This window comes from Bradyrhizobium sp. 31Argb (genome assembly GCF_043638955.1).
Classification (GTDB): domain Bacteria; phylum Pseudomonadota; class Alphaproteobacteria; order Rhizobiales; family Xanthobacteraceae; genus Bradyrhizobium.
The window spans coordinates 1-22,557 of sequence record NZ_JBEGDB010000128.1; the positions used below are offsets into that span (position 1 = coordinate 1).

Annotated in this window: 23 protein-coding genes; 18 read left to right on the top strand and 5 right to left on the bottom strand. The window is 60.8% G+C overall.

The window, feature by feature from the left end; all coding sequences use genetic code 11:
- Nucleotides 1-250: 250 nt before the first annotated feature.
- The 5 genes from AAFX91_RS23245 to AAFX91_RS23265 are packed head-to-tail and all read left to right on the top strand — an operon-like array spanning nt 251 to nt 5,303.
- Nucleotides 251-1,246: an ABC transporter substrate-binding protein gene (locus AAFX91_RS23245; protein WP_394568040.1), complete on the top strand. Its 996-nt coding sequence runs from the start codon at nt 251-253 to the stop codon at nt 1,244-1,246.
- Between the two features lie 55 nt (nt 1,247-1,301).
- The gene (locus tag AAFX91_RS23250) at nt 1,302-2,108 is read left to right on the top strand and encodes an ABC transporter ATP-binding protein (RefSeq protein ID WP_394568053.1); all 807 of its coding nucleotides are present in this window, start codon (nt 1,302-1,304) and stop codon (nt 2,106-2,108) included.
- Nucleotides 2,105-2,905, top strand: a complete 801-nt coding sequence (locus tag AAFX91_RS23255; protein WP_130577870.1) for an ABC transporter permease — start codon at nt 2,105-2,107, stop codon at nt 2,903-2,905. The genes AAFX91_RS23250 and AAFX91_RS23255 overlap by 4 nt, the downstream gene beginning before the upstream one ends.
- Nucleotides 2,902-4,263, top strand: coding sequence for an amidohydrolase family protein (locus tag AAFX91_RS23260; RefSeq protein ID WP_130577871.1), 1,362 nt, complete (start codon nt 2,902-2,904; stop codon nt 4,261-4,263). Before AAFX91_RS23255 ends, AAFX91_RS23260 begins: the two co-directional genes overlap by 4 nt.
- 14 nt (nt 4,264-4,277) lie before the next feature.
- The gene (locus AAFX91_RS23265; protein WP_130577872.1) at nt 4,278-5,303 is read left to right on the top strand and encodes an aromatic ring-hydroxylating dioxygenase subunit alpha; all 1,026 of its coding nucleotides are present in this window, start codon (nt 4,278-4,280) and stop codon (nt 5,301-5,303) included.
- Between the two features lie 661 nt (nt 5,304-5,964).
- On the opposite strand, the gene AAFX91_RS23270 is transcribed toward AAFX91_RS23265, so the two are convergent.
- Both AAFX91_RS23270 and AAFX91_RS23275 read right to left on the bottom strand, forming a co-directional pair.
- Entirely contained in the window at nt 5,965-6,264 is a 300-nt protein-coding gene (locus AAFX91_RS23270; RefSeq protein ID WP_130577873.1) for a hypothetical protein, read from the bottom strand.
- 121 nt (nt 6,265-6,385) lie between these two features.
- Nucleotides 6,386-6,499 (bottom strand): helix-turn-helix domain-containing protein, encoded by a 114-nt coding sequence (locus tag AAFX91_RS23275; protein ID WP_130577874.1) that lies wholly within the window; start codon nt 6,497-6,499, stop codon nt 6,386-6,388.
- Between AAFX91_RS23275 and AAFX91_RS23280 the strand changes: the two genes are divergently transcribed.
- Entirely contained in the window at nt 6,498-7,196 is a 699-nt protein-coding gene (locus AAFX91_RS23280; protein WP_394568042.1) for a Crp/Fnr family transcriptional regulator, read from the top strand. The two genes, AAFX91_RS23275 and AAFX91_RS23280, sit on opposite strands and share 2 nt — an antisense overlap.
- Before the next feature lie 87 nt (nt 7,197-7,283).
- Here AAFX91_RS23280 and AAFX91_RS23285 read toward each other — a convergent pair whose 3' ends face one another.
- A complete protein-coding gene (locus tag AAFX91_RS23285) occupies nt 7,284-8,102 on the bottom strand; it encodes a LysR substrate-binding domain-containing protein (RefSeq protein WP_394568054.1) in 819 nt (272 codons plus the stop codon).
- On the opposite strand from AAFX91_RS23285, the gene AAFX91_RS23290 reads away from it, so the two are divergent.
- Entirely contained in the window at nt 8,019-8,195 is a 177-nt protein-coding gene (locus tag AAFX91_RS23290; RefSeq protein WP_245475786.1) for a hypothetical protein, read from the top strand. The genes AAFX91_RS23285 and AAFX91_RS23290 overlap by 84 nt on opposite strands.
- A gap of 37 nt (nt 8,196-8,232) precedes the next feature.
- Here AAFX91_RS23290 and AAFX91_RS23295 read toward each other — a convergent pair whose 3' ends face one another.
- Nucleotides 8,233-9,219 carry a LysR family transcriptional regulator gene (locus AAFX91_RS23295; protein WP_130577877.1) on the bottom strand — a complete coding sequence of 329 codons (987 nt, stop codon included), beginning with the start codon at nt 9,217-9,219 and terminating at the stop codon, nt 8,233-8,235.
- A gap of 332 nt (nt 9,220-9,551) precedes the next feature.
- On the opposite strand from AAFX91_RS23295, the gene mdcA reads away from it, so the two are divergent.
- The 9 genes from mdcA to AAFX91_RS23340 all read left to right on the top strand — a co-directional run bounded on the left by mdcA (nt 9,552) and on the right by AAFX91_RS23340 (nt 18,413).
- Nucleotides 9,552-11,213, top strand: coding sequence for a malonate decarboxylase subunit alpha (gene mdcA / locus AAFX91_RS23300; RefSeq protein ID WP_394568044.1), 1,662 nt, complete (start codon nt 9,552-9,554; stop codon nt 11,211-11,213).
- Complete coding sequence (locus AAFX91_RS23305; RefSeq protein WP_394568045.1) at nt 11,213-12,160, top strand: triphosphoribosyl-dephospho-CoA synthase; 948 nt, start codon at nt 11,213-11,215, stop codon at nt 12,158-12,160. Before mdcA ends, AAFX91_RS23305 begins: the two co-directional genes overlap by 1 nt.
- Nucleotides 12,148-12,441 carry a malonate decarboxylase subunit delta gene (locus AAFX91_RS23310; protein WP_130577880.1) on the top strand — a complete coding sequence of 98 codons (294 nt, stop codon included), beginning with the start codon at nt 12,148-12,150 and terminating at the stop codon, nt 12,439-12,441. Before AAFX91_RS23305 ends, AAFX91_RS23310 begins: the two co-directional genes overlap by 13 nt.
- The gene (gene mdcD / locus AAFX91_RS23315) at nt 12,438-13,310 is read left to right on the top strand and encodes a biotin-independent malonate decarboxylase subunit beta (RefSeq protein ID WP_130577881.1); all 873 of its coding nucleotides are present in this window, start codon (nt 12,438-12,440) and stop codon (nt 13,308-13,310) included. Before AAFX91_RS23310 ends, mdcD begins: the two co-directional genes overlap by 4 nt.
- Nucleotides 13,307-14,131, top strand: a complete 825-nt coding sequence (gene mdcE, locus AAFX91_RS23320) for a biotin-independent malonate decarboxylase subunit gamma (RefSeq protein WP_394568048.1) — start codon at nt 13,307-13,309, stop codon at nt 14,129-14,131. Before mdcD ends, mdcE begins: the two co-directional genes overlap by 4 nt.
- A 91-nt stretch (nt 14,132-14,222) precedes the next feature.
- Nucleotides 14,223-14,885, top strand: a complete 663-nt coding sequence (locus tag AAFX91_RS23325; protein WP_165421034.1) for a malonate decarboxylase holo-ACP synthase — start codon at nt 14,223-14,225, stop codon at nt 14,883-14,885.
- A gap of 11 nt (nt 14,886-14,896) precedes the next feature.
- On the top strand, nt 14,897-15,832 hold the full coding sequence (gene mdcH / locus AAFX91_RS23330; protein WP_130577884.1) for a malonate decarboxylase subunit epsilon: 936 nt from the start codon (nt 14,897-14,899) through the stop codon (nt 15,830-15,832).
- 147 nt (nt 15,833-15,979) lie between these two features.
- Nucleotides 15,980-16,927 (top strand): AEC family transporter, encoded by a 948-nt coding sequence (locus AAFX91_RS23335; RefSeq protein ID WP_394568050.1) that lies wholly within the window; start codon nt 15,980-15,982, stop codon nt 16,925-16,927.
- 139 nt (nt 16,928-17,066) lie between these two features.
- Entirely contained in the window at nt 17,067-18,413 is a 1,347-nt protein-coding gene (locus tag AAFX91_RS23340; protein ID WP_130577886.1) for an MFS transporter, read from the top strand.
- A gap of 277 nt (nt 18,414-18,690) precedes the next feature.
- Here the strand turns inward: AAFX91_RS23340 and AAFX91_RS23345 are convergent, their stop codons facing one another.
- Nucleotides 18,691-19,944, bottom strand: a complete 1,254-nt coding sequence (locus AAFX91_RS23345; protein ID WP_394568051.1) for an NAD(P)-dependent oxidoreductase — start codon at nt 19,942-19,944, stop codon at nt 18,691-18,693.
- 77 nt (nt 19,945-20,021) lie between these two features.
- Between AAFX91_RS23345 and AAFX91_RS23350 the strand changes: the two genes are divergently transcribed.
- Together AAFX91_RS23350 and AAFX91_RS23355 are read left to right on the top strand one after the other, a co-directional pair.
- Complete coding sequence (locus tag AAFX91_RS23350) at nt 20,022-20,996, top strand: LysR substrate-binding domain-containing protein (RefSeq protein ID WP_394568052.1); 975 nt, start codon at nt 20,022-20,024, stop codon at nt 20,994-20,996.
- A gap of 283 nt (nt 20,997-21,279) precedes the next feature.
- A partial coding sequence (locus AAFX91_RS23355) for an MCP four helix bundle domain-containing protein (RefSeq protein WP_394568055.1) occupies nt 21,280-22,557 on the top strand: 1,278 nt, incomplete at its 3' end.

Sequence of the window (22,557 nt, forward strand, 5' to 3'; positions counted from 1 at the left end):
CCGCGCGAAACTACTTCGCCGTCGTCGCCATTGCCGCCACTCTGCTCTGGATAAGGTAACTGTCCACACGGCCTAGAACTCCGCGATCGATGCTGTTGCTTCAAAGGCAACGGATCGCTCGAATAAAAATGCTTTCAGGCGACAGGCGGCTGTGCATCCTTGGCATCCATTGAGGACGGATTGTCACGTCGACAATGCCGGTCCGGGATCATGGGCCGGGCGCAACGCCGGCCATAACGGGGAAGCCGCGATGGCCATGAAGTTCCTGCCGCGAACGATCGCAATCACCCTGGTCGGCGCCGGCGCGTTGTTCGGCTCGATGGGGTCGACGTTCGCCGCGGACAAAGTGACGTTCCTGACGAGCTGGTTCGCGCAGGCCGAACATGGCGGCTTCTATGAAGCAAAGGCGACCGGGCTGTACGAGAAGGCCGGCCTCGACGTGACCATCAAGATGGGTGGTCCGCAGGTCAACGGCTCGCAGCTCCTGCTCGCCGGCGAGACCGATTTCCTGATGGGCTACGACATCCAGGTGTTGAAGGGGCGGGAGCAGAACCTGCCGCTGGTCACAGTCGCCTCGTCCTTTCAATTCGACCTCCAGGGACTGATGACGCATGACGATGTCGCCAACATCGCGGCGCTCAAGCGCAAGCCGATCCTGATCGCAGGCTCCTCCCGCGTTACGTTCTGGCCCTGGCTCAAGGCCAAGTACGGATTCACCGACGATCAGATCCGCCCTTACACGTTCAACCTGCAGCCTTTCTTCGCCGACAAGAACATGGCCCAGCAGGCCTATCCGTCGTCCGAGCCCTATCAGGCCGAGCAGCAGCACGAGAAGGTGAAGTTCTTCCTGCTCGCCGACGGCGGCTATCCGCCTTATGGTTCAACAATCGTCACCACCGAGAAGATGATCGCGGAGAAGCCCGATGTCGTGGCGCGCTTCGTCAAGGCCTCGCTCGAGGGCTGGCGCGACTATCTGAAGAATCCTGCGCCGGCCAATGCGCTGATCAAGGCCGACAACCCGAAGATGACTGACGGACAGATCGCGTTCGCGCTCGAGAAGCTGAAGGAGAACAAGGCCATCGACGGCGGTGATGCCGCAAAGCTCGGCATCGGCGTGATCACTCAGGATCGCTACAAGCAGATCTACGATTTCCTGGTCGCGGGCGGCCTGCTCGATCCCAAGGTGGACTGGCACAAGGCCTATGACGATCGCTTCGTCAAGGACCTGAAGATCGGAGTGCAATAGTGGGCCGATGAACGCTCTCTTGCCGGGCAAGCCGCTTGATGAAGGCGGACAGCGGATGGTGACGGGCGGCGAACGTCCGCCGGCGGTCGAAGTGCTGTCGGCCGAGAAAGTGTTCTTGAACGGCACGCGCGGACTGGCGCCGATCAATCTGTCGATCGCTGACGGCGAGTTCCTGACGCTGATCGGCCCATCCGGCTGCGGCAAGAGCACGCTGCTGAAACTGATCGCCAACCTGATCGAGCCATCGGACGGCCGGCTGTTGTGGTGGCGCGGAAATTTCTCGCAGGTCGGGCAGGAGGGCAGGCGGTTCGCCTTCGTCTTTCAGGAGCCGACCTTGATGCCCTGGGCGCGGGTCGAGGCCAATGTTCGGCTTCCGCTGGAGCTGTCCAACGTTACCAAGACCAAGGCAGCGCCGCTGGTGGCCGAAGCGCTCGAACAGGTAGGCCTTTCGGCTTTCACCAGGCATTTCCCGCGCCAGCTCTCCGGCGGCATGAAGATGCGGGTCTCGATCGCGCGTGCGCTGGTGACGAAGCCAAATCTGCTGCTGATGGATGAGCCGTTCGGCGCGCTGGACGAGTTCACGCGTAACAAGCTCGACGCCGACCTGATCCGCCTGTGGTGGGAAGGCAAGCTGACGACAGTGTTCGTGACCCACTCGATCTATGAAGCTGTGTTCCTGTCGACCCGCATCATCGTGATGGCGGCAAATCCCGGCCGCATCTTCCGCACCATGACCATCGACGAGCCGCAGCCGCGTGGCGAGGGCTTTCGCGATAGCCCGAAATTCGCCGCCTATTGCCGGGAGCTTTCGACCTGGCTCGCCAAGGCGTCGCTGCCTTCCGCATCGGCAGGTGTCTCATGAAGCCGTTGCTGCAGTCCGAGGCTTTTGTGCGGATCGCCGCTCCGCTTGGGGTGGGGATCGCGCTGTTCGTGCTGTGGGAGGTCGGCTTCCGGCTCGCATCCGTTCCCGTCTATCTGTTTCCGAAGCCGAGCGACATCTTCACAAGCTTCGTCAACAATGGACCGTCATTGTTCCGTGCATTGCTGGTCACGTTGCGCGTGACATTGCAGGCGTTTGCCGCGGCGGTCATCATCGGAACGCTGGTTGCGTTCATGTTCGTGCAAAGCCGCGCGATCGAGATCAGCCTGTTCCCCTATGCGGTGCTGCTGCAGGTGACGCCGGTCGTCGCGATCGCGCCGCTCGTCATCATTCTCGTCAAGAACACGCAGCTCTCGCTCACGATCTGCGCCACGCTGGTGGCGCTGTTCCCGATCATCTCCAACACCACGCTCGGCTTGCGCAGCGTCGATCCAGGGCTCGCCAATTATTTCCGGATGAACCGCGCCAGCCGGTTCAAGACCCTGGTCAAGCTGCGAATCCCCGGGGCCTTGCCCTATTTCTTCGGCGGTTTGCGAATCTCCAGCGGGCTCGCCTTGATCGGCGCTGTGGTCGCCGAATTCGTCGCCGGCACCGGCGGCCGCTCGTCGGGGCTTGCCTACGAAATCCTCGATGCAGGCTTCACGCTCGATATTCCCCGCATGTTCGCGGCGCTGTTCCTAATCACACTGACCGGCGTCGTGCTGTTCGCCGCGATGGTGGTGCTCTCTAGACTCGCTTTGTCCAACTGGCACGAAAGCGAAATAAGGACCGAGACATGACTGCGATGCTGATCGAGAACGCCGTCGGGATCTTCACCGGCCTGCCGGGCGCCGCGATGCGCGCGACGGGCGCCATCCGCATCCGCGACGGCGTCATTGCCGAGATCGGCGCGCTCGAGCCGCAGCCGGATGAGCAGCGGCTCGATGCGCGCGGTTGCGTCATCTATCCAGGCCTGATCTCCACCCATCATCACATGTTCCAGAGCGTGATGAAGGGCGTCATAGCCGGCATCAACCTTCCGCTCGCGGGCTGGCTGCGCGCAGCGCCCTATAGCCTATGGTCGAAGCTTGACGAGGAGGCGCTGGCGGTCGCCGCAAGAATCGCGCTGTCCGAACTGCTGTTGTCGGGAACGACAACGGCCGCCGATCACCACTATCTCTTCAGCGACACCTTCAGGTTCGATCCCGCGCATGTGATCTTCGAGGTCGCGCGCAACCTGGGCATCCGCTTGGTGTTCTGCCGCGGCGGTGCCACCAAGGACCGTCACATGAACGCCGACGACTTTCCGCCGATGCCTGTGGAAACGCTCGACTCCATGCTGAAGTCGGCCGAGGCCTGCGCGCAGCGCTTCCATGATCCATCGTCGAGAAGCCTGACGCGTGTTGCGCTGGCGCCGACCACGCCGACCTGGTCGCTCGATCCTGGCGAGCTGAAGGAGGTGATCGCGGCAGCGCGGCGGATGAAGCTCCGGCTGCACAGCCATCTCTCCGAGACCGCTGACTATGTCGACTTCTGCCTCTCGGTCCACGGCAAGCGTCCGGTGGAATGGCTCGCCGACCACGACTGGCTGGGGCCCGATATCTGGTTTGCGCATCTCGTGCATCTCGATCCCGGGGAGGTCGAGATGCTCGCAAGCACCGGTACCGGCATGGCGCATTGCCCGCAATCCAACTGCCGCCTCGGCTCCGGTGTCGCGCCGGCCGATCACATGGCGCGGCTTGGCGGCGCGGTGTCGCTCGGTGTCGACGGCGCGGCCTCCAACGAGGCGGCTGACATGATCAGCGAAATGCATAGCTGCTGGCACACCCATCGCGCCGTAAAGGGCGCGCATGCCGTGACGGCCGAAGACGTCGTGCACTGGGCGACCGCCGGCGGCGCCCGCGTCCTCGGTTTCCCGGAGATCGGCACGCTTGCGCCGGGACAGCAGGCCGACATCGCGATCTTCGATCTGAACCAGCCGCGGCACTTCGGCATGCACGATCCGATGATCGCGCCGGTCACCTGCGCCGGCAGCGCGCATGTGCGTTACCTTTTGGTCGGTGGCCGCATCGTGGTCGAGGACGGCGCCATTCCAGGCCTCGATATCGCAAAACTCAGATCCGATGCCTTCCGCGTGGTCGAGCGGATGGCGGCCTGATAGCGGAGGAAATCATGCTCAGCACCAAACAGCCGGTACTTCGCCGCTTCTGGTATGCGACCGTGCCGCTCGAGCATCTCAAGGATGGTCCAAAGCCATTCACCCTGCTCGGTGAACCGATCGTGCTGTTCCTCGATGCAGAGGGGCAGCCGGCGGCGCTCGAAGACCGCTGCTGTCATCGCACCGCGAAACTGTCGAAGGGCTGGTGCAAAAACGGCAACATCGTCTGCGGCTACCATGGTTGGGAGTATGATCGTGACGGCAAGCTCGTGATGATCCCGCAGTTCCCGTTCGAGCAGCCCGTTCCTGAGGCGCGAGCGCAGTCATTTCGGGCGCGGGCGCGATACGGCTATGTTTGGATCGCGCTGGATGAACCGTTGCGCGACATTCCCGAAGTTCCGGAGGATGGTCGTCCGGATTATCGCCGCATCCACCAGTTCTACGAAAAATGGAATACCGCTGCGCTGCGGCTGATGGAGAACTCCTTCGACAACGCCCACTTCGCTTTCGTGCACAAGGGTACTTTCGGCAACATCAATCAGCCCAAGCCAGAGAAATACGAGATCGTCGAGACCGACGAAGGCTTCGACGCCGAGACCGTCATCACCGTTCGCAATCCGCCGAGCGCCCATCGGATCAGCGGCACGACTGATCCGGTCACGAAGCGACACCAGCGTAACAAATGGTTCATGCCGTTCTGCAGGCGGCTCGACATGGAGTATCCATCGGGCATCCGGCATATCATCTTCAATTGCGCGACGCCGATCTCCGACGGCCAAATACAGGTCGTTCAGATCCTCTTCCGTAACGACACCGAGGCCGACTGCTCGACCCAGGAATTGATCGACTGGGATGCCGCGATCATCGCTGAGGACCGCGACATGCTCGAATCGACTGACCCCGACGCTATAGTGGATATGAGCCGGAAGATCGAAATGCACATGCCATCGGACCGGCCGGGCATGATCATGCGCAAGCGACTACTTGAACTCCTGCGAGCGCATGATGAGGAGGAGCAGCCTAAGCCCCAACTGGCTTAAAGCAAGGTTCAGAGAATACGAGTGCAGCTAGGTGCAGATGGCCTATCTCAACGATAGCTCGACCTGTGTGTACCGAAAACCTAAACCCGGACGTAGTGGTGATGGAGTCCGCCAAGGATCGCCGTCGATTTGATGCTGCCGGTCGGCTGAACCGGACGAGAGACCGGCGCATCCTTATCCAACGACCGATGCGCCTCAAGACAATCAACTGATGTCGAAGCGCTACGTTCTCAGCCACAAGCCGGATTTTCGACTTGAATGGACAGGCCAAGACCGCCACGACGAAACACAGGGGCCCGAACATTCCGCCAGCTTAGGCGATTCTATCACGTCAGCAACTCGGATAGGGTTTTCGGTACACACAGCTCCGTTGTAGCCACTAAGAACACTACTCTTGCTTATCGGGTGAGCGTTCATTCATCGTCAGAGTCGATATATGTCGCTGCATGAATTTCGTGTTCTTACTTCCGTCTGTGAAGTAAACATTGTCGTTTCTCACACATCGCGGGCAGTCGTTTTGCGTTGCATCAATGCGCGTCAACAAAATCTGCGCGTTGATGTGAAGGAAGATATGTAGGAGCACGAAATTTCGAGCCACTCGGTGATGGCCAGGCCGCTCCTGAAAGAGGGAAAGATAAGCGTGCCAGACGTGGGTCTGTTCTCAGGCGAGGGCCTGCACGGTGCAAAGGATCCGCCAAGGCTGGTTGCTCGGCGAGGTCGCAGCGAGATCGCCTTCGCAGGCATCATGGGCAGCGGGCCGGGCATTGAGAGTCTGGTGGCTCGGACCGTTCGTGCTGCGGGACCGAAATCTAACAGAAAGCGCGCAATGGCGAAAAGGCAAAACGCAGTTGATCTGCTTGGGATCCGGATAGCCGAAGCTATCGTTCTGACACTTCTTGAGGAAGGTCGGGAATCTAGCACGGCCTTTGAAGAAGTCGAAGGACGCCTTGTGCGGGTCCATCGCCGCCTGCGTCAGCGGGTGGTGCGGAACTTCGTAAAGGAAGTCAGAGTGCTCCGTCAGGCCGATCAGTTCCTTGATCGGATCGAATTGAGAGAGCTTCCTCGGCTCGCCGCGCTCGTGCTCAAGGATCCTCTGATCCAGGCAGAGATTGTAGACCCCACCGGCAGCAACCGATTGTCCGCAGAAACAGTTCTTCCTCGGCGTCGTCGGCGTAGATCCTGAAAGTCGTCGGCATGGACTACTATCCGGACCTCGATCTCTTCGCTCGGACCGAACTGCTCCAGGGGACTCCTCCGGACGCGCTCCGGGTCCTTCAAGCTTGGGCGGGACGAAGGCGTCTTGCCGCTGGCGACATCCTGTTTCAACAGGGCGACCGCACGACGTCTCTTTTTCTGGTAATCGCGGGCCGGCTACGGGCTTCGCAGATGGCCCAGGGCGGTCAGCAGATTATCATCCGTTATATTGGTCCGGGAGAGGTCGCGGGCTGCGCGGCGTTTGTGGAAAACGATACCCATCCCGGCACCGTGACCGCTGTGGACGACAGTCATTTGATTGGCTGGACGAGTGCCAGCCTCAGACAGATCATGGAGCGTTATCCCGTTATTGCCATCAATGCCGTCGCGCTGCTGTGCCGGCGATACCACGAGATGCAGATTCGTCTGCGAGAAGTCTCGACCGAACGGGTCGAGCGTCGGATTGGTCATACCCTTCTTCGTCTGGCGCATCAGTCGGGGCGCCGGACGGCGCGCGGCATCGAGATCGCGTTTCCACTGTCCCGCCGTGACCTCGCCGAAATGGTCGGAACCACCCTGTATACCGTCAGCAGAATCGTCAGCGTGTGGGAGGAGCGGGGCATCGTCAGCTCCGGGCGGCGCCGCGTAGTCCTGTGCAAGCCGCATGCTCTCGCGGCCATCGCAGACGAAGAAGAATAGTAAGCCTGGGCGCTCACGCCGACTCTGACCTGGCTCGCGGCATATGGTCCCGAGGATTGGCGTCGCCGTGACGCTTTTTCGCTCGCATCAGCTGAAAAAATCAATCATGGAACGCGCCGAGCGTATGAAGGCCAACGCAGCTGGGTGATCGATGCCCTCCCTATGCACGATCGCCACCTCGGCTGGCTGCAGGCCTGGCAAATCCCGAATGATCACGCCAGGCAGGCGATAATTTTTCAGCGACGCTGGTGCAATCGCGATGCCGACCCCCGCTGCCACGAGCAGGCTCAGCGTATACATGTCGCTGGCTTCGTGGATGGCCGCAGGGCGAATGCCGGCATCGCTCAGAACAAGCGATTGCGCTGCGGCGTATCCGGGTGCGTTACGCTTTGAATAAGTGACGAACTCTGCGCCGTCGAGATGACACAGCTCGAGATCCGGTTGCGTCGCCAGCCGGTGCGACGCTGGCAGGAACAGCTTGAATGGCTCCTTGTGAATGAGGATGGTGTGCAATCCTCGTGGCTCGAGCAGCGGAAGACGCAAAAAGCCGACGTCGAGCATCCCACTCCTGATCAGGCCGAGCTGCTCGGCTGTCAGATGATGGCGCAGATCGAGTTCAACGCGCGGGTAATCCTTGCGAAAAGCGGCGATCAGGGGTGGAATCACATAGGCTGCGGCGGTCGAGATGAACCCGATCCGCAATCGACCGATCTTGCCCTCGGCTGCCAGCCTTGCCCGCTCGACAGCGCGCGTTCCGATGTCCAGGATATCCCGGGCCTCCTTGAGGTAGATCCTTCCAGCATCGGTCAATGTCGTCTTCTGGTGCGAACGCTCGAAGAGCAGAACACCGAGCTCCTGCTCGAGCTTGTCGATCTGCGTGCTGAGAGCCGGCTGGCTCAGATGCATATGCTCGGCCGCTCGGCTGAAATGGAGCGCCTCGGCGACGGCGAGGAAGCACCGCAGTTGAACGATTTCCATCTACACGCGTCCTTGGGGTGAGGTCTGTAACCTTGAATCGTGCGAAAGACGGCGGTCATTAGCCGTTGGTTCGATGACGAAGGTCAGCCGGCTCACACGTCAGACTTTCGCGGGCGCGAAGGGCCATATCGATGAACAGACGGGTCTCAGTCTGTGTCGTGTGCTTGCGCAAGATGACGCCGATCTCGGCCGCCGGTAACCAGTCCGCTCTCAGAAAAGCGAGGCCTGGCAAGTTGTAGTTGCGCGCGGAGATCGGGGCGATGGCGATGCCGATGCCGACCGAAACCAATGATACCAGGGTATACATTTCTCCGACCTCCTGGACGACGTCTGGATTGATTCCGTTATTGTTCAGCGTTCGCATGATTATGTCGTGATACCCCGGCGCGTTGCGTCGCGAATACATGATGAAGGAATTTCCTTCGATATCGCGCGGCCGGATCATCGTCTGCTGTGCCAATGGATTGTCCTTGGATACAACCACGGCATGGTCTTCGCTATGAACCGTGAGCATCTCGACATCGTGCGGAAACAGCAGTGGCAAACGAATGAAGCCGACGTCGAGGGCGCCGGCTTCGACCAGGGTGAGCTGCTCGGTATTGATGTGATTTTGCAGCCTCAGCTCGACCTGTGGGAAAGATTGGCGAAACTCGGCAACGAGCTTGGGAAGGAAGTGCCCGGTGATCGCGGTTGAAATAAAGCCAACTTTGAGTTGCTGCAGGATGCCGGTAGAGGCGCGACGGGTGTGCTCCGCCGCGTGCTGTGCCGTTGCCAGCATCTCGCTGATCTCGGCGCGAAAGATATTTCCTGCGTAGGTGAGCCGCGTCTCCTGGCGGCCGCGCAACAGCAGGCTCACGCCGATCTCATCCTCCAGATTCTGAATTGCGAGGCTCAGTGCCGCCTGGGTAAGGCCGAACTCCTCCGCGGCCTTGCGGAAGTTCAGATGTTCCGCGACTGCCAGAAACATCTGGAGTTGACGAATTTTCATGAGTTGCGGCCCCAGATCACTCTGCGACGAGAAACCCGACGCAAACGAAGCCGTCATTTGTCGAGGTTATCACGAACATCAAACTGACGAATTAACTTGAGCGCAACGTTTGTCATAAGCGGACGGTTCGACATTGCGCTAGATCAACGGAAGCGCGCATTACAAGCGTTCCAAAGCCCGCGAATTCGTCTCATCTGTTGATTGTAGATGAGCTGCATGGCGTCGCCATGCGACCCGCTCCGATCGACAGAACTTATCACGGATCTCAAAACATACGATTTCACCTGCGATCGATCATCCAGCAATCTCTCGTCGTCATCAGTTGCGTAGCTCGATGATCTTCCGAAGTCGGGCTCACGAATTGAAATCGTCCGCTGGAGAGATCGAAGATGGATGTCACAACATATAAAGCGGCTTATACCGCCCATAACTGGTCAACGCGCCGAGAGGGAAAGCAGCGTCGAATGGCGCTCGTGAGCCCTTGGATGAACGGGAAATTCCTTCCGCAAAAGAAGATCGTCGAGGCGCTGGAGACCCTGCTGGTTCCGGGCGACCGTGTTGTCATCGAGAGCGTGCAAAAGCAGGCCGACTTCCTCTCGCGCTCGCTCGCCAAGGTGAACCCGAAAAAGGTTCACGATCTGAAGGCGGTGATCTGGGCGATCGCACGCCCCGATCACATGGAGATATTCGGGCAGGGAATCGCCAGCGAGGTCGACTTCAGCTTTGCGGGTCCGCAGAGCCTCCGTCTCGCGCAGATGCTCGAAGACGGGCAGATCAAGGTGAATTCGATCAACACCTATGTCGAGCTTTCAGCGCGCTTGTTTGTCGATTTGATTCCGAATGCGGTGCTGGTCTGCGCCGATATGGCCGATCATGAGGGCAATATCTACACCGGCGCCAATACCGAAGACACGCCGTCGATGGTCGAAGCTGCTGCATTCCGCGACGGCATCGTCATCGTCCAGGTCAACCAGATCGTCGATAAGCTTCCACGCATCGATATTCCCGGCGGCTGGATCGACGTGATCGTCGAATCCGATCGCCCGTTTGCCAAGGAGCCGATCCAGACCCGTGATCCCAAGGATATCAAGGAGCTGCAGATCCTCACGGCGATGATGGTGATTCGCGGCGTCTATGAGCGCCATCAGGTTCTCTCGCTCAACCATGGCGTCGGTTTCGACACTGCGTCGATCGAGCTGCTGCTGCCGACCTATGGTGGCAAGCTCGGCCTGAAGGGAAAAATCTGCCGCAACTGGATTCTCAATCCGCAGCCGACCCTGATTCCCGCGATCGAGAGCGGATGGGTAGAGAGCGTTCATAGCTTCGGCAATGAAGACGGTATGGAGAAGTATGTCGCGGCGCGCCCCGATATCTACTTCACTGGCCAGGATGGCAGCCTTCGGTCGAATCGCGTGTTCGCCCAGTTGGCTGGCCATTACGCTGTCGACCTGTTCGCGGGCTCGACCCTGCAGATCGACTCCGAGGGCAATTCCTCGACGGTCACGAAGGGACGCATCGCCGGCTTTGGTGGCGCTCCCAACCTCGGTAGCGATGCGCGCGGCCGTCGCCATCCCTCGCCGGCGTGGTTGTCATTGATCACATCGGATGACGCCACCGTGCGCGGCCGCAAGCTATGCGTGCAGGTGGTCGAGACGTTCAAGGCCGGCGGCGTGCCGCTGTTCGTTGAGACGCTCGATGCGGTCCAGGTTGGTAAGGACGCCAAGCTGCCGATCGCGCCGGTGATGCTCTACGGCAACGACGTCTCGCACGTCGCGACCGAAGAGGGCATTGCCTACCTCTACAAGGCGGATGGCCTCGAAGAGCGTCGCGCGGCTGTCGCGGCCGTCGCCGGTGTCACCAAGGTCGGCCTCAAGTCGAATGCCAAGCAGGTCAAGCGGCTGCGGGAGAAAGGCGTGGTCGCTTACCCCGAGGATCTCGGCGTGCGGCGTTCCGATGCCAACCGATCGCTGCTGGCAGCGCGCAGCATGAAGGATCTCGTGACCTGGTCCGGCAGTCTCTACGAGCCCCCCGCACGCTTCAGGAGCTGGTGATGAGGTCGCTTTCCGCCCGACGCGCGGAGAGGGCAGACGCCCAGGTCGCATCGACCTTCTCCGTCCCGATCAGCGTCTTCCCGACGCAACTTGCCACCTTGGCCGTCGATTCCCTGATCGCGGAAGCCAGCCTGACGCCCAAGCCAGGGCTGGTCGACAGTCGAGGACCCGGCGCTCATGCCGATCTCGACATCGACCTGATGCATCGGTCGGCCCGCTCGCTCCATTCCTGCTTCCGGGACATGTCCCGGGCTGCAAGGGGGGCGGTTGTCGGCCGGCAGATTCGTGAGCAGCTCGCAGCAATCGGCCGTGAGGGCGAAGTTGCGATGTTCGCAGCGACGGGTGGCGTCAATACACACAAGGGTGCCATCTGGTCCCTCGGTTTGCTGGTGGCGGGAGCGGTGATGTCCACCCGGCCCGGCGATGCCGAGGACATTGCAGCCATCGCTGGCGGCATCGCGCGCTTCAGCGATAGCCGAATGCCGACCGGCGCGACCAACGGCAGTCGGGTGGTCGAGCGCTATGGCGTGCCCGGTGCCCGCGGCGAAGCTCAGAGCGGCTTCCCGCACGTCGTGAGCATCGGTCTTCCAGCCCTGCGGTGGGCCCGCTCTCGCGGTATCGCCGAGACCTTCGCCAGACTGGATGCTCTGCTGTCGATCATGGCGACGCTTGACGACACCTGCCTGCTCCATCGCGGCGGTCCCAAGGCCCTCGAAACGGCCAAGACCGGCGCGGCTGAAATCCTCCGACTGGGCGGCACATCGACCCAGCCAGGTAGCGATGCGCTGGGTCAACTAGACATCGATCTGCTTGAGCTGAACGCCTCTCCGGGAGGTAGCGGAGATCTGCTTGCCGCCACGCTGTTCCTGGACTCCCTCAACGACACGTCGGCGGGCTCGCCTGTCAACATCGACCACAAAGGAGCTTTTTCGCAATGGAAATCCTGAACTTTCAATTCCCTTCATCGAAGGTGAAAGCGCGACGTGCCCATGTCGGCGTTGTCGGATCGGGTGATCTCGAGATCCTGATGGAGCCTTCCATCGACGACGCCACCCACGTCACCATCCAGACCAGCGTCACCGGCTTCGGTGACACCTGGAAAGCCGTCCTCGAGCGATTTCTCGGCCAGCACCCGGAAGCCGCAAGTATCGAGATTAACGATTTTGGCGCCACTCCCGGCACGGTGGCGTTGCGTCTTCAGCAGGCTGTCGAGGAGAGCCAGTCATGACCTTCACGCCAATACTATCCGACGAGGTTGTCGCATTGAGCACTCGTCGCAGCTACATCGAGCTCAACGCGCGGGCACGGGCTCAGCAATTGCTCGATCAGGGTACGTACCGCGAATTGCTGGGTCCGTTCGATCGGGTGGAATCGCCCTGGCTCCCGATGCAGGGAATCGTCACGCAGTCTGATGACGGCTGCGTCGTAGCCAAGGGCAAGATCGATGGGCAGCCGGCCGTCGTCATCGCCATGGAAGGCAAGTTCCAGGGCGGCTCGATCGGTGAAGTCTGCGGCATGAAAATGGCCGAGGCCTTCCGCCTGGCGCGCCTCGACAACGAGAAGGGCATCCCGACCCGCGCGGTGCTGTCGCTCGAAAGCGGCGGCGTGCGGCTTCAGGAAGCCAACATGGGCGAACTGGTGATCGCCGAGATCTACAGCGAGATGGTGGCGTTGCGCAAACATACGCCGCTGATCGTCGTGATCGCGGGACCGACCGGCTGCTTTGGCGGCATGTCGCTCGCTGCCGGCCTCGCCTCCTACGTGGTGATGACGAGGCAGGCACGGCTCAGCATGAACGGCCCCGAAGTGATCGAACTGGAAGCCGGCAAGGACGAGTTCGTGGCCAGCGACAAGCCGTTCGTGTGGAGCGTCAATGGCGGCGCGCAGCGCTTCGCCACCGACTTTGCGGACGTCCTTCTTGAGGACGATGCAAACGCGGTGACCGAGGCCGTCAAGGATCTGTTCCGCAAGGGGCAGCCCGCGCAACTGCGAACCGACAAATACGACCTCTTCATCAAACGCCTGAAGTCGATGGATCCATCCAAGCAGTGGACGGGCGAAGACATTCGGAATGCATGGAAGGCAGGTGCGAAATGACCAATCCTCTCAACAATCGCGGGCGCAAGTGGTTCGAGGCCCTTACCGGCAGTACCGGCAAGGTCGACGGCAACCCCGGTTCTCTCATGGTTGCCGAGGCCAATCTCGGCGGCGAGAAAGCGGTCTTCGTCGGCGTTGCGCCTGATGCCAACGCGCGCTTCCCGCGGACCGGCCACACGGAGGTCGGTCTTGAAGAAGGTTGGTACGGCACGAAGAATCTGCGTGCCGTCATCGAGGCGGACAAGAACGGTCCGAAACGTCCGATCATCACGGTTTGCGACTCCAAGAGTCAGGCCTATGGCCGCCGTGAGGAGTTGTTCGGCATCCACCTTGCTGCAGCCGCCATCATTGCAGCCTATGCCGATGCTCGCACTGCCGGTCATCCGGTGATCGCTCTGATCGTTGGACGCTGCGTGTCGGGCTCGTTCCTGGCGCTGGCGGGCCAGGCCAACCGGATGATCGCGTTCGACGATCCGGAGGTTCTGATTCACGCCATGTACAAGGACGCGGCGGCCCGCATCACGCGCCGCAGTGTCGCCGAACTCGACAAGCTCGGTGAGACGATTGTTCCGATGGCCTACGACATCGGGTCTTTCAACAAGCTCGGCGGACTTCACTCGCTGCTCAAAGTTGCCAACCCCGACACCCCGGCGAAGGCGACGGTCGAACAGGTCAAGAGCGCCTTGATCGAGGCGATCGCAGACGCGCGCAACTCCCCGCGCACCCTTGATGTCCGCCTCGAGTCGGACGGCGCCAAGGCGTTCCGCAAGGGCTCTATCAAGGTCCGCGAGCTCATGACCCGGCAGTGGGCTCCTTCCTGACAAGAACTGCGCTCGCCTCAGAGAGGCGAGGCGAGCGCAACCTACCTTCAAGCGAGCGATGACAGGAAAGCCGCCATGCGCGGCGAGAACCATGACCCGACAGATCGGTACCCCGCACAAATTCCGTCCGCATGATCTGGTGTGGATCGATGATCCGCGGAGCTTCATTGCGGCGACGCCGACGCCAACGCCGGCTTGGGTCGCCACTACTCTCGCTGCAGAGCTGGTCATGGTGGTGCGACGTGGCCGCGTGTCACCGGGTCTGATCCCGGTCGGCGTTCGTGGCAGCGCACGTGACGAGCGCTTCGCCGGCGCAGTGGCTTCCGGCTCTATCACAAGACGGGTCAGGCCGGAAGATTTGTTGTCGCAGCGCCAGGAGCCAACACAGGCTCGCCGCGACGCGATGCCGGCATTGGAGGGATTTTACGCGGTCATGTCGGCTTGGGCAGATCTCAATCTGCCCTGGGGGCCGGTCGGCAGCGTTGGCTTTGAATTGGCAACGGGTGTGCCGGTCGCCACCGCGTCCAGTGATCTCGACCTTGTCGTCTACGCTGCGTCGTACCTGTCGGAGCAAGACGGCAATCTGTTGCTGGAGGCGGTCGCAGGCATCGACGCCGTTGCCGACATTCAAGTCGAGACGCCGCAGGGCGGCTTTTCACTGCGCGAATATTGCGACGGTCGGTCGCTTCGGCGGCGATTGAAGACTTGCGACGGCGGCGCGCGGCTTGTCCGCGACCCGTGGTCAAACGCATAGGGAGAAGTCGCATGACCATCGCCTTTCTGTTTCCCGGCCAGGGATCCCAGCGTGCAGGTATGCTTCACGAACTGCCCGATCATCCAAGCGTGACGTCCACGCTCGATGCGGCGAGCAGCGTACTGGGCAGAGACGTGCGCGAGCTCGACGAAGCAAAGACCCTGGCGTCGACGGTATCGACCCAGGTGGCGATCTATGTTGCGGGCGTCGCCGTGGCCCGTGCGCTGGCGGCCGAGGGCGCATTTCCCGATGCCGTCGCCGGCCTTTCGGTGGGCGCTTATGCGGCGGCGACAACGTGCGGCGCGCTATCCTTCGCCGACGGTGTTCGCCTCGTTCACCTACGCGCGAGTCTGATGGAGGCGCAGTTCACCACAGGCTATGGCCTCGCCGCCGTCGTCGGTCTCGACGAGGAGCAGGTGTCTGCGCTGGTGGCCAAGGCCACGACCGAAGCGTTTCCTGTCTATGTCGGAAATCTCAACGCGCCGCGCCAGATTGTAGTGGCCGGGGCGCTGCCGGGCGTGGACCGGGTCGTCGAACTCGCCCTTCAGGCCGGTTGCAAGAAGGCGGAGCGCCTTGCCGTCGCGGTGCCGTCTCACTGTCCGCTTCTGCAGGGAGTCGCGGATGTACTGGTCGAGCAGCTTCCGACGCTCGAGCCTGGAACGGTGCAAACCAAGTACATGACCAATCGCAGGGCTCGTCCGACGCGCGTGCTGGATCGTATTCGAGACGACTTCGCCACCAACATTGCGCATCCGGTCCGCTGGCACGATTCCACGCAGGTTCTTGTCGAACTGGGGACGACCCTGTTCGTCGAGATGAATCCTGGTCAGGTGCTGTCGAGCTTGACGACAGAAGCGTTCCCGCAAGTTCCGTCCATCGCGATGGCGGCGGTCCCCTTCAACAACGCGGCTCGGCAAATCCGGGAAGCGATGGAGGCGGCCGAATGACCCATTTCTGCCGCCGACCATTCGATCGACTTGGACGAGATCGATCGGCGGAAAACGAAATATCCGACCTTCCGTTTCTCAATATCCTCACACCCAACGGAGACTCATGTGGCCATTTTTGAATCCCTAAGTGGGGTAATCAGTTGCATGCTGATGATCACGCTCGGTTACTATCTGACCCAAATCAAGTGGTTCAATAAGGATATTGGGCAACTATTTTCCAAGTTCGCAATGACGGTCACCATCCCACTCTACATGATCGTCAGTATGATGAAGTCCTACAAGAAGGAGGACCTGCTACAGCTCGGCGTCGCCGTCATCGTGCCACTGTGCTCGATGTTGGCTCTCTGGATCATCGGCACTATCGTCTCGAGAATAATCAACATTCCCGAGCATCGGCGCGGCGTATTTCGAGCCATGTTCTTCGTCTCGAACAGCGCCTTTATCGGATTTCCGGTAAACATTGCACTGTTCGGCGATAAGGCGTTGCCGATCGCGGTGATGTATTATCTGGTGCAGTCGCTGCTGTTCTGGACGATCGGGGCCTACGGCCTCAGCATCGATGGACCGAAGTTCGCTCGCCTCCAGAACACCGAGAATTCCGATGTAGCTGTGCCTCGCGTGTTCAGCTTGCAGACGATCAAGAACATTATGTCGCCACCCTTGATCGGCGCCGTGGTGGCCATCCTCCTCATACTGTTCTCCGTGAAGCTGCCGACATTTGCCAACAGCACGATGACTTACCTCGGCAGCATGACAACACCACTGGCGATGTTGTTCATCGGCATTGCGATCTATGTGGCGAATCTACGCAGCGTTCGCATCACCCCGGACATGGGAATCTTGATTGCTGCACGATTCCTGATAGCGCCTGCGGTGACGATCGGGGTCTGCTACATCTTCGATGTCCCCGATTTCATGCGCAGCGTCCTGATCATTGAATCGGCCATGCCCGTGATGACCCAGGTCTCGATCGCAGCGCGGGCGTACAAGGCAGATGCCAACTACGTTGCCGTCATGACCGCGCTGACTACTGTCCTGGCACTGTTCACCATCCCGACGTACTTCATCCTTCTCACATTCAAGATCATCTGATCGCTCGATTCAGGTTTGGAATGAAAATGGTGAGGCTGACGTCGATGGCAGAGTGAAATAGTTCTCCGAACCGGGGGTGCGGCAATGCATCCCGGGTTCGGCGGTGACGAGTGCCTCTTCAGTAATCTCTCTCAGGGGAATGAAAGTGAAAAAAGAACAAGAGGTTGTTCAACGGCAGCGATGGCCGAGGTCGCTGTTCTCTGCGCCGAGTATTGTACTGTTCCTGCTGTGCGTCCTGTACTTTTCGGCATATGTCGATCGCGTGAACATCAGTACGACGGCGAGCCTGATGCGGCACGAGTTCGGAATCTCGAACGCCGAAATGGGCTTGGTGTTTTCCGCCTTCAGTTATCCCTACGTGCTTTTCATGGTGTTCGGCGGCTGGCTCGCAGATCGTTTTGGCGCCCGCCGTGTTCTGATCGCCTGCGTGACCGTCGCCGCTGTGGCGACCTTCGCGACCAGCATGGTAACCGGCCTGGTAGGCCTGTTCGCTTGTCGCTTGCTGCTCGGCTTTGGCGAGAGCGTGATGTTTCCATCTGCTACGCGCGGCATGCAGGCCTGGATTCCGCAGGACCGCTACGGTTTCGTTCAGGGCATTACCCATTCGTTCTCCCGGTTGGGTAACGCGGTGACGCCACCGATCGTGGCTGCGCTGGTCATTCTCTGGGGATGGCGCGGATCGTTCGCCGCCATGGGTGTGTTGACTGTGCTCTGGGTCTTCTTCTGGGCGTACTACTATCGCGATGACCCTCGCGATCATCCCAAGGTTCTCCCCGAAGACCTCATAGATTTGCCGGAGCGGGCGCCCGCCAAGGCGCGCAGAGTACCTTGGCGTCGCCTTGCTTGGCGCATGGCGCCGGTGACCTTCACCTACTTTTGCTACGGCTGGTCCGCGTGGGTCTATCTCAACTGGCTGCCGTCGTTCTTCCTAGACGGCCATGGGTTCGATCTGAAGAAATCTGCAGCGTTTGCATCTGGCGTGTTCTTCGCAGGTGTGGTCGGCGATACCGTGGGCGGCCTGATGAGCGATGCCATCAAGCGACGCACGGGAAACGTGAAGCTCGCGCGGCTGGCCGTAGTGTGGGTCGGCATGCTTGGTTCCGCCGCGTGCCTGACAGCGATGATGTTTCTCGATGACGTGATGATCATCACGATGGTGCTGGCCGCAGGCTTCTTCTTCCTCGAGCTTGTGATTGCTCCAGCCTGGGCAGTCCCCATGGACATCGCGCCGCAATATGGCGGCACAGCCAGCGCGATGATGAATATCGGCTTCGCGCTGGCCGGCATCTTGTCGTCGGTGACATTCGGCCTGATCCTCGACCTCACGGGCAGTTGGTACCTGCCGTTCCTGTGTTCGATCGGCCTGCTTCTGGCTGGAACAGTGACAAGCCTGGCGATGCATCCGGAACGGCAATTCATCGATGAACCGTCTGAACCCGTGAAAACCGCGACACTGCGAATTGTTGGAGAGGGCGACGTCGGCTGACGTCTCCATGGATTGATATATCGCGCACGAAGATTGTGTTGGCGGGAGCAGGGCGAATTGGAGAAACCCCCGGCCATCTGGCGATGCTGCAATGGCTTGGGGACATCTGCTCCTCGACGTGACCGCAGGATCTCCGGTGGGCAAGGCGCTCCACCGTTCCCACGCGGCTGCGGTGGTGGGTGCCGATGTTTCATTGCGGGTCCACCACTGACAGTCCGCTCTGGCCGGTGCCGATGTTGTCATCGTCACCGCTGGTTTCGGCTCTCCCGGTTGTCGATCACCGCGATCGACTTGTCGGAGAGATCAGCCGGGAGGGGTCGCTTCCGTTATGGGTGAGTTCAGCGAGTGGCGTGGCCAGCATTGATGCCTTACCCGCGTCTGTGGATCGTTTGCCGGTCGTAGAAGGAGGATAGACATGATCAATCGGCGTCACGGACAAGGCGGACGTTTTGTCGGTATGAATCGCCGCCTGCTCCGTCGTTGGAGCGGCAGTGCCGCTTTCTGCCGGGATGATGTCGGGCAAGCCGGCGTCCTGTGCCGCCAGCAGGCCAAGCGCGGACCAATCGAGATTGGTCCAGCCGTGAGCGACCATGGCGACGAGGCGATCGTGGACCAGGCTGGCCGCTGGCATCGGCGCGCTATGTCTTTCGGCTTCGGCAAGCGCCAGCCGGAGGTCCTTGACTGCCAGTGGTGCGGGCATGCCCGGTGGACAGTACCGCTCATTGGCGATCTTGCCGCCATAGGTTCGATGAACGCGCGAGTCGAACAGCGAATTGGTGAGGATGTCGAAGCCGATGCGATGATCAATTCCGCCCTTGCGGAGCAGCGCGAGGACTTCGGCCACGCCTTGCATGGTCAGTGCGGTCAAGACATTAGCCGCGAGCTTCATGAGGTTGGCGGCGGCAGCCTCTTCGCCGATGACGAAGAGACGTTGGCCGAGAACTTCGAGCAGTGGGCGAACACTATCGATAGCGGCATGGGGACCCGCTGCGAGAATGAACACGTCCCCCGTATGTGCCATGTCCGGATTGCCGAGAATCGGAGCAGAAACATAATTTTGGCTGCGTGCCGCATGGGCCGCGGCCAGATGGCGGGAGAGGGGCGGGCTCACCGTGCTCATCGAGATGTGGATGGCGCCGGTCGCGAGCATATCGAGCAGTCCCTGCGGACCGGTCGCAACGCTTGCCAGCGCGTCGTCGTCGGGCAACGAAGTGATCACAACGTCGCAATCTGCGAGATCGGCGAGGTTCGCGGCCGCGATGATCCCCGGTCGCACCACGGCATCGATTTGAGCCTGAGACGCATCCCACACGATGATCGGATAGCCCGCGGCGCCGAGGTTTTCAGCAAAAGCACGTCCCATTCGACCGAGTCCGACGACGCCAACGAGGCGTGGACGAGCCGGCTTTGCTGGTTGCGGCGATGGCGTGGAAGGGGACGCTGTAGCGACGATGGCGGCTGACGATCTGCGATCTGTGCGTACGCGGGCCATGGCGGATATCGCTCTGGAAATTGAATCTAAGCGCAGCATGACACTGGATTTCTGGGTGGAAAACCCCCCGTGCGGCAAATGATTGTTGCGTGACTGGAAAACGGGATACGTCGTCGATGGACTACCTCATGGCCATGCGTGCCTTCACCCGTACAGTCGAACTCGGCAGCTTCTCGCTGGCCGCGATGGACCTCGGCGTGAAGGTATCGACGATTTCCCGTCATGTTGCGGCTCTAGAATACGATCTCGCCGCGACCCTGCTCAATCGGTCGACGCGCCGTCTGCACCTGACCGAGGCCGGTGCCGTGTTCTACGAGCGGGCTACGCATATCCTGAACGCCGTGGGGGACGCTCGCGCCGTGACGACGTCGCTGAACGGGAAACCGCGAGGACTGTTGCGGATCAACATGTCAACCACGTTCGGGCGGTTGCACGTCATGCCGCACATGAAGGATTTCATCGCCGAATATCCCGATATTCGCATTGATGCCACGCTGACCGATGTGATGGTCGACATGATCGAGTCCGGGGATGACGTCGCAGTGCGAATTGGCGCGCTCAGGGATTCGACCATGGTGGCGCGGCGCCTCGCCGCGCATCGACGTGTCGTCGTTGCTAGTCCTGCCTATCTTCGGAATCAAGGTTCGATCGCCCAGCCGGGTGACCTGGCCAAGCACAATTGTTTGGCTTCCAAGACGGCAACCGGCGATTGCTGGTACTTCCGGCGGCACAGTGACGCATCGACAGAACTATACGAGATTGCCGTGAGTGGAAACGTTCGCGCGAACAGTTCCGATGTCCTGCACGACGCAGCCGTGGCGGGGCTCGGCGTGGCGCTGTTGCCGTCATGGTTGGTGGGTGAAAATCTGCGGGCAGGGCGCCTTGTCCCGCTGTTGGGCGATTGGGACTGGTTCGCAGCACGCGGCCCGGAGCCGGCGATCTGGGGCGTCTACCCGCCGAAGAAAATCGTCTCTCCCAAGGTTCAGGCTCTCCTCGCGTTTCTGGCACTGCGCTACGCGAGTCCAGCCTATTGGGATCGCCCTTCGATGGAGGATAGCTCGCGACCAACGGGCGCGGAAGTATCTGGGTGAGTGGCGGCCGATTTGACCGCCTCGATCGCAGCCCGATCGGCGCCACGCCGACCGAATGCCGGCCCTGGAAAGTGCAACGACGCGAGAGCGTGCCGATCCGGCGAATGATCACCGTTGCGCCACGCGCAACAGACCTTTGCCGGCACGAACTCGTCACTTAACCCTTGTGCAAGTTCGGCACTCTAACGGTTGTCGGCAAGCGATGACTTTCTATCTCGGCTCCGTGATTCGGTTCCTTGACAAGGTCGTTCGCGCCCTGACCACGCTCCCGAAGGACGCCCTCATGCTTGCCCAGATATCCATCCGTACCAAGATCACGATCGTGGTGTTCTTTCTTCTGATTGCCATGACGGGCATGGGCTTGCTTGCCGTCGCAAGCATGCGCTCCATCAATGCCAACACGACGGAGATCCAGCGCCTCTGGTTACCGAGCGTGCGCACGCTCGGCGAGTTGCGCAGCATTGCCACGGGATATCGTGGGATCGTCCGTCTGCATATCCTGGCCGAAACGCTGGCCGCCAAGACAGCCGCGGAGAAGCGGCTGGTGGAGGCGTCGCAGAGCCTGCTGAAAATCCGTCAGCGCTATGAGCCACTTATCAGTTCATCGGAAGAACGTGCCATCTACAATGACTGGGTCCAGCAATGGGAACGCTACGAAGCAATGGTCCAGCAAGTCGTGGTTCTGTCGCGCGACAGCATTGGCAGAATTCCCCATGATGCGTTCGAATTCAACGAGACCAAGGCCTATCCGGTCGGGAAGGCAGCAGACGTCATCCTCGATCGCGACGTCGATCTGAATAACAAGGGCGCGGACGATGCGGGTATCGCTGCTGAGGACAACTACAATTTCGCCTTCCTTCTGCTCGCGACCATTCTTGCTGCGTCGGCCGCGGCAGGAATCAGCGTCGCGGTCTACCTGGTACGCAGCGTATCAAGCGGCATCGCCTCGATCGTGGGCCCTATGCAGGCGCTTGCCCATGGCGATCTCAGCGCTGAAGTGCCGTATCATGGCGCGAAAACCGAAATGGGCAAGATGGCAAACACCTTGCAGATGTTCAAACAAGCGCTGATCGAAAAGAAGGCCAGCGACACTGCTGCCGCGGCCGATGCCGAAGCCAAGATTCAACGTAGCCAGCGTGTCGATAGCATCACTCGGGAATTCGAGACGATCGTAGGCGAGATCGTCGAGACGGTGTCGTCGGCGTCGACGGAATTGGAGAGCTCCGCGGGTAGCCTGACCTCGACAGCGGAACGGGCGCAGCAGTTGACTGCGGTGGTGGCGACAGCATCGGAGCAGGCCTCCGCCAATGTGCAGTCTGTGGCCTCTGCGACTGAAGAAATGAACTCGTCAGTGAACGAGATCGGTCGCCAGGTCCAGGAGTCCGCCCGCATCGCCAGCGCGGCCGTCGATCAAGCCCGCATGACCAACGCCAACGTTGACGAACTGGCCAAAGCGGCCGGTCGGATCGGTGCCGTCGTCGAATTGATCGTGAGCGTCACGAGAGGATCGCCGTGCCCGGCCTTGACTTGCGCGGAATGCTTTGGATTGCCCGATCGGGGT

Excerpts from the sequence above, each read along its gene's own strand:
- AAFX91_RS23245 (WP_394568040.1), top strand. The coding sequence starts at position 251 with ATGGCCATGAAGTTCCTGCCGCGAACGATCGCAATCACCCTGGTCGGC.
- AAFX91_RS23250 (WP_394568053.1), top strand. The coding sequence starts at position 1,302 with ATGGTGACGGGCGGCGAACGTCCGCCGGCGGTCGAAGTGCTGTCGGCC.
- AAFX91_RS23255 (WP_130577870.1), top strand. The coding sequence starts at position 2,105 with ATGAAGCCGTTGCTGCAGTCCGAGGCTTTTGTGCGGATCGCCGCTCCG.
- AAFX91_RS23260 (WP_130577871.1), top strand. The coding sequence starts at position 2,902 with ATGACTGCGATGCTGATCGAGAACGCCGTCGGGATCTTCACCGGCCTG.
- AAFX91_RS23265 (WP_130577872.1), top strand. The coding sequence starts at position 4,278 with ATGCTCAGCACCAAACAGCCGGTACTTCGCCGCTTCTGGTATGCGACC.
- AAFX91_RS23270 (WP_130577873.1), bottom strand. The coding sequence starts at position 6,264 with ATGGACCCGCACAAGGCGTCCTTCGACTTCTTCAAAGGCCGTGCTAGA.
- AAFX91_RS23280 (WP_394568042.1), top strand. The coding sequence starts at position 6,498 with ATGGACTACTATCCGGACCTCGATCTCTTCGCTCGGACCGAACTGCTC.
- AAFX91_RS23275 (WP_130577874.1), bottom strand. The coding sequence starts at position 6,499 with ATGCCGACGACTTTCAGGATCTACGCCGACGACGCCGAGGAAGAACTG.
- AAFX91_RS23285 (WP_394568054.1), bottom strand. The coding sequence starts at position 8,102 with ATGCATCTGAGCCAGCCGGCTCTCAGCACGCAGATCGACAAGCTCGAG.
- AAFX91_RS23295 (WP_130577877.1), bottom strand. The coding sequence starts at position 9,219 with ATGACGGCTTCGTTTGCGTCGGGTTTCTCGTCGCAGAGTGATCTGGGG.
- mdcA (WP_394568044.1), top strand. The coding sequence starts at position 9,552 with ATGGATGTCACAACATATAAAGCGGCTTATACCGCCCATAACTGGTCA.
- AAFX91_RS23305 (WP_394568045.1), top strand. The coding sequence starts at position 11,213 with ATGAGGTCGCTTTCCGCCCGACGCGCGGAGAGGGCAGACGCCCAGGTC.
- AAFX91_RS23310 (WP_130577880.1), top strand. The coding sequence starts at position 12,148 with ATGGAAATCCTGAACTTTCAATTCCCTTCATCGAAGGTGAAAGCGCGA.
- mdcD (WP_130577881.1), top strand. The coding sequence starts at position 12,438 with ATGACCTTCACGCCAATACTATCCGACGAGGTTGTCGCATTGAGCACT.
- mdcE (WP_394568048.1), top strand. The coding sequence starts at position 13,307 with ATGACCAATCCTCTCAACAATCGCGGGCGCAAGTGGTTCGAGGCCCTT.
- AAFX91_RS23325 (WP_165421034.1), top strand. The coding sequence starts at position 14,223 with ATGACCCGACAGATCGGTACCCCGCACAAATTCCGTCCGCATGATCTG.
- mdcH (WP_130577884.1), top strand. The coding sequence starts at position 14,897 with ATGACCATCGCCTTTCTGTTTCCCGGCCAGGGATCCCAGCGTGCAGGT.
- AAFX91_RS23335 (WP_394568050.1), top strand. The coding sequence starts at position 15,980 with ATGCTGATGATCACGCTCGGTTACTATCTGACCCAAATCAAGTGGTTC.
- AAFX91_RS23340 (WP_130577886.1), top strand. The coding sequence starts at position 17,067 with ATGAAAGTGAAAAAAGAACAAGAGGTTGTTCAACGGCAGCGATGGCCG.
- AAFX91_RS23345 (WP_394568051.1), bottom strand. The coding sequence starts at position 19,944 with ATGCTGCGCTTAGATTCAATTTCCAGAGCGATATCCGCCATGGCCCGC.
- AAFX91_RS23350 (WP_394568052.1), top strand. The coding sequence starts at position 20,022 with ATGGACTACCTCATGGCCATGCGTGCCTTCACCCGTACAGTCGAACTC.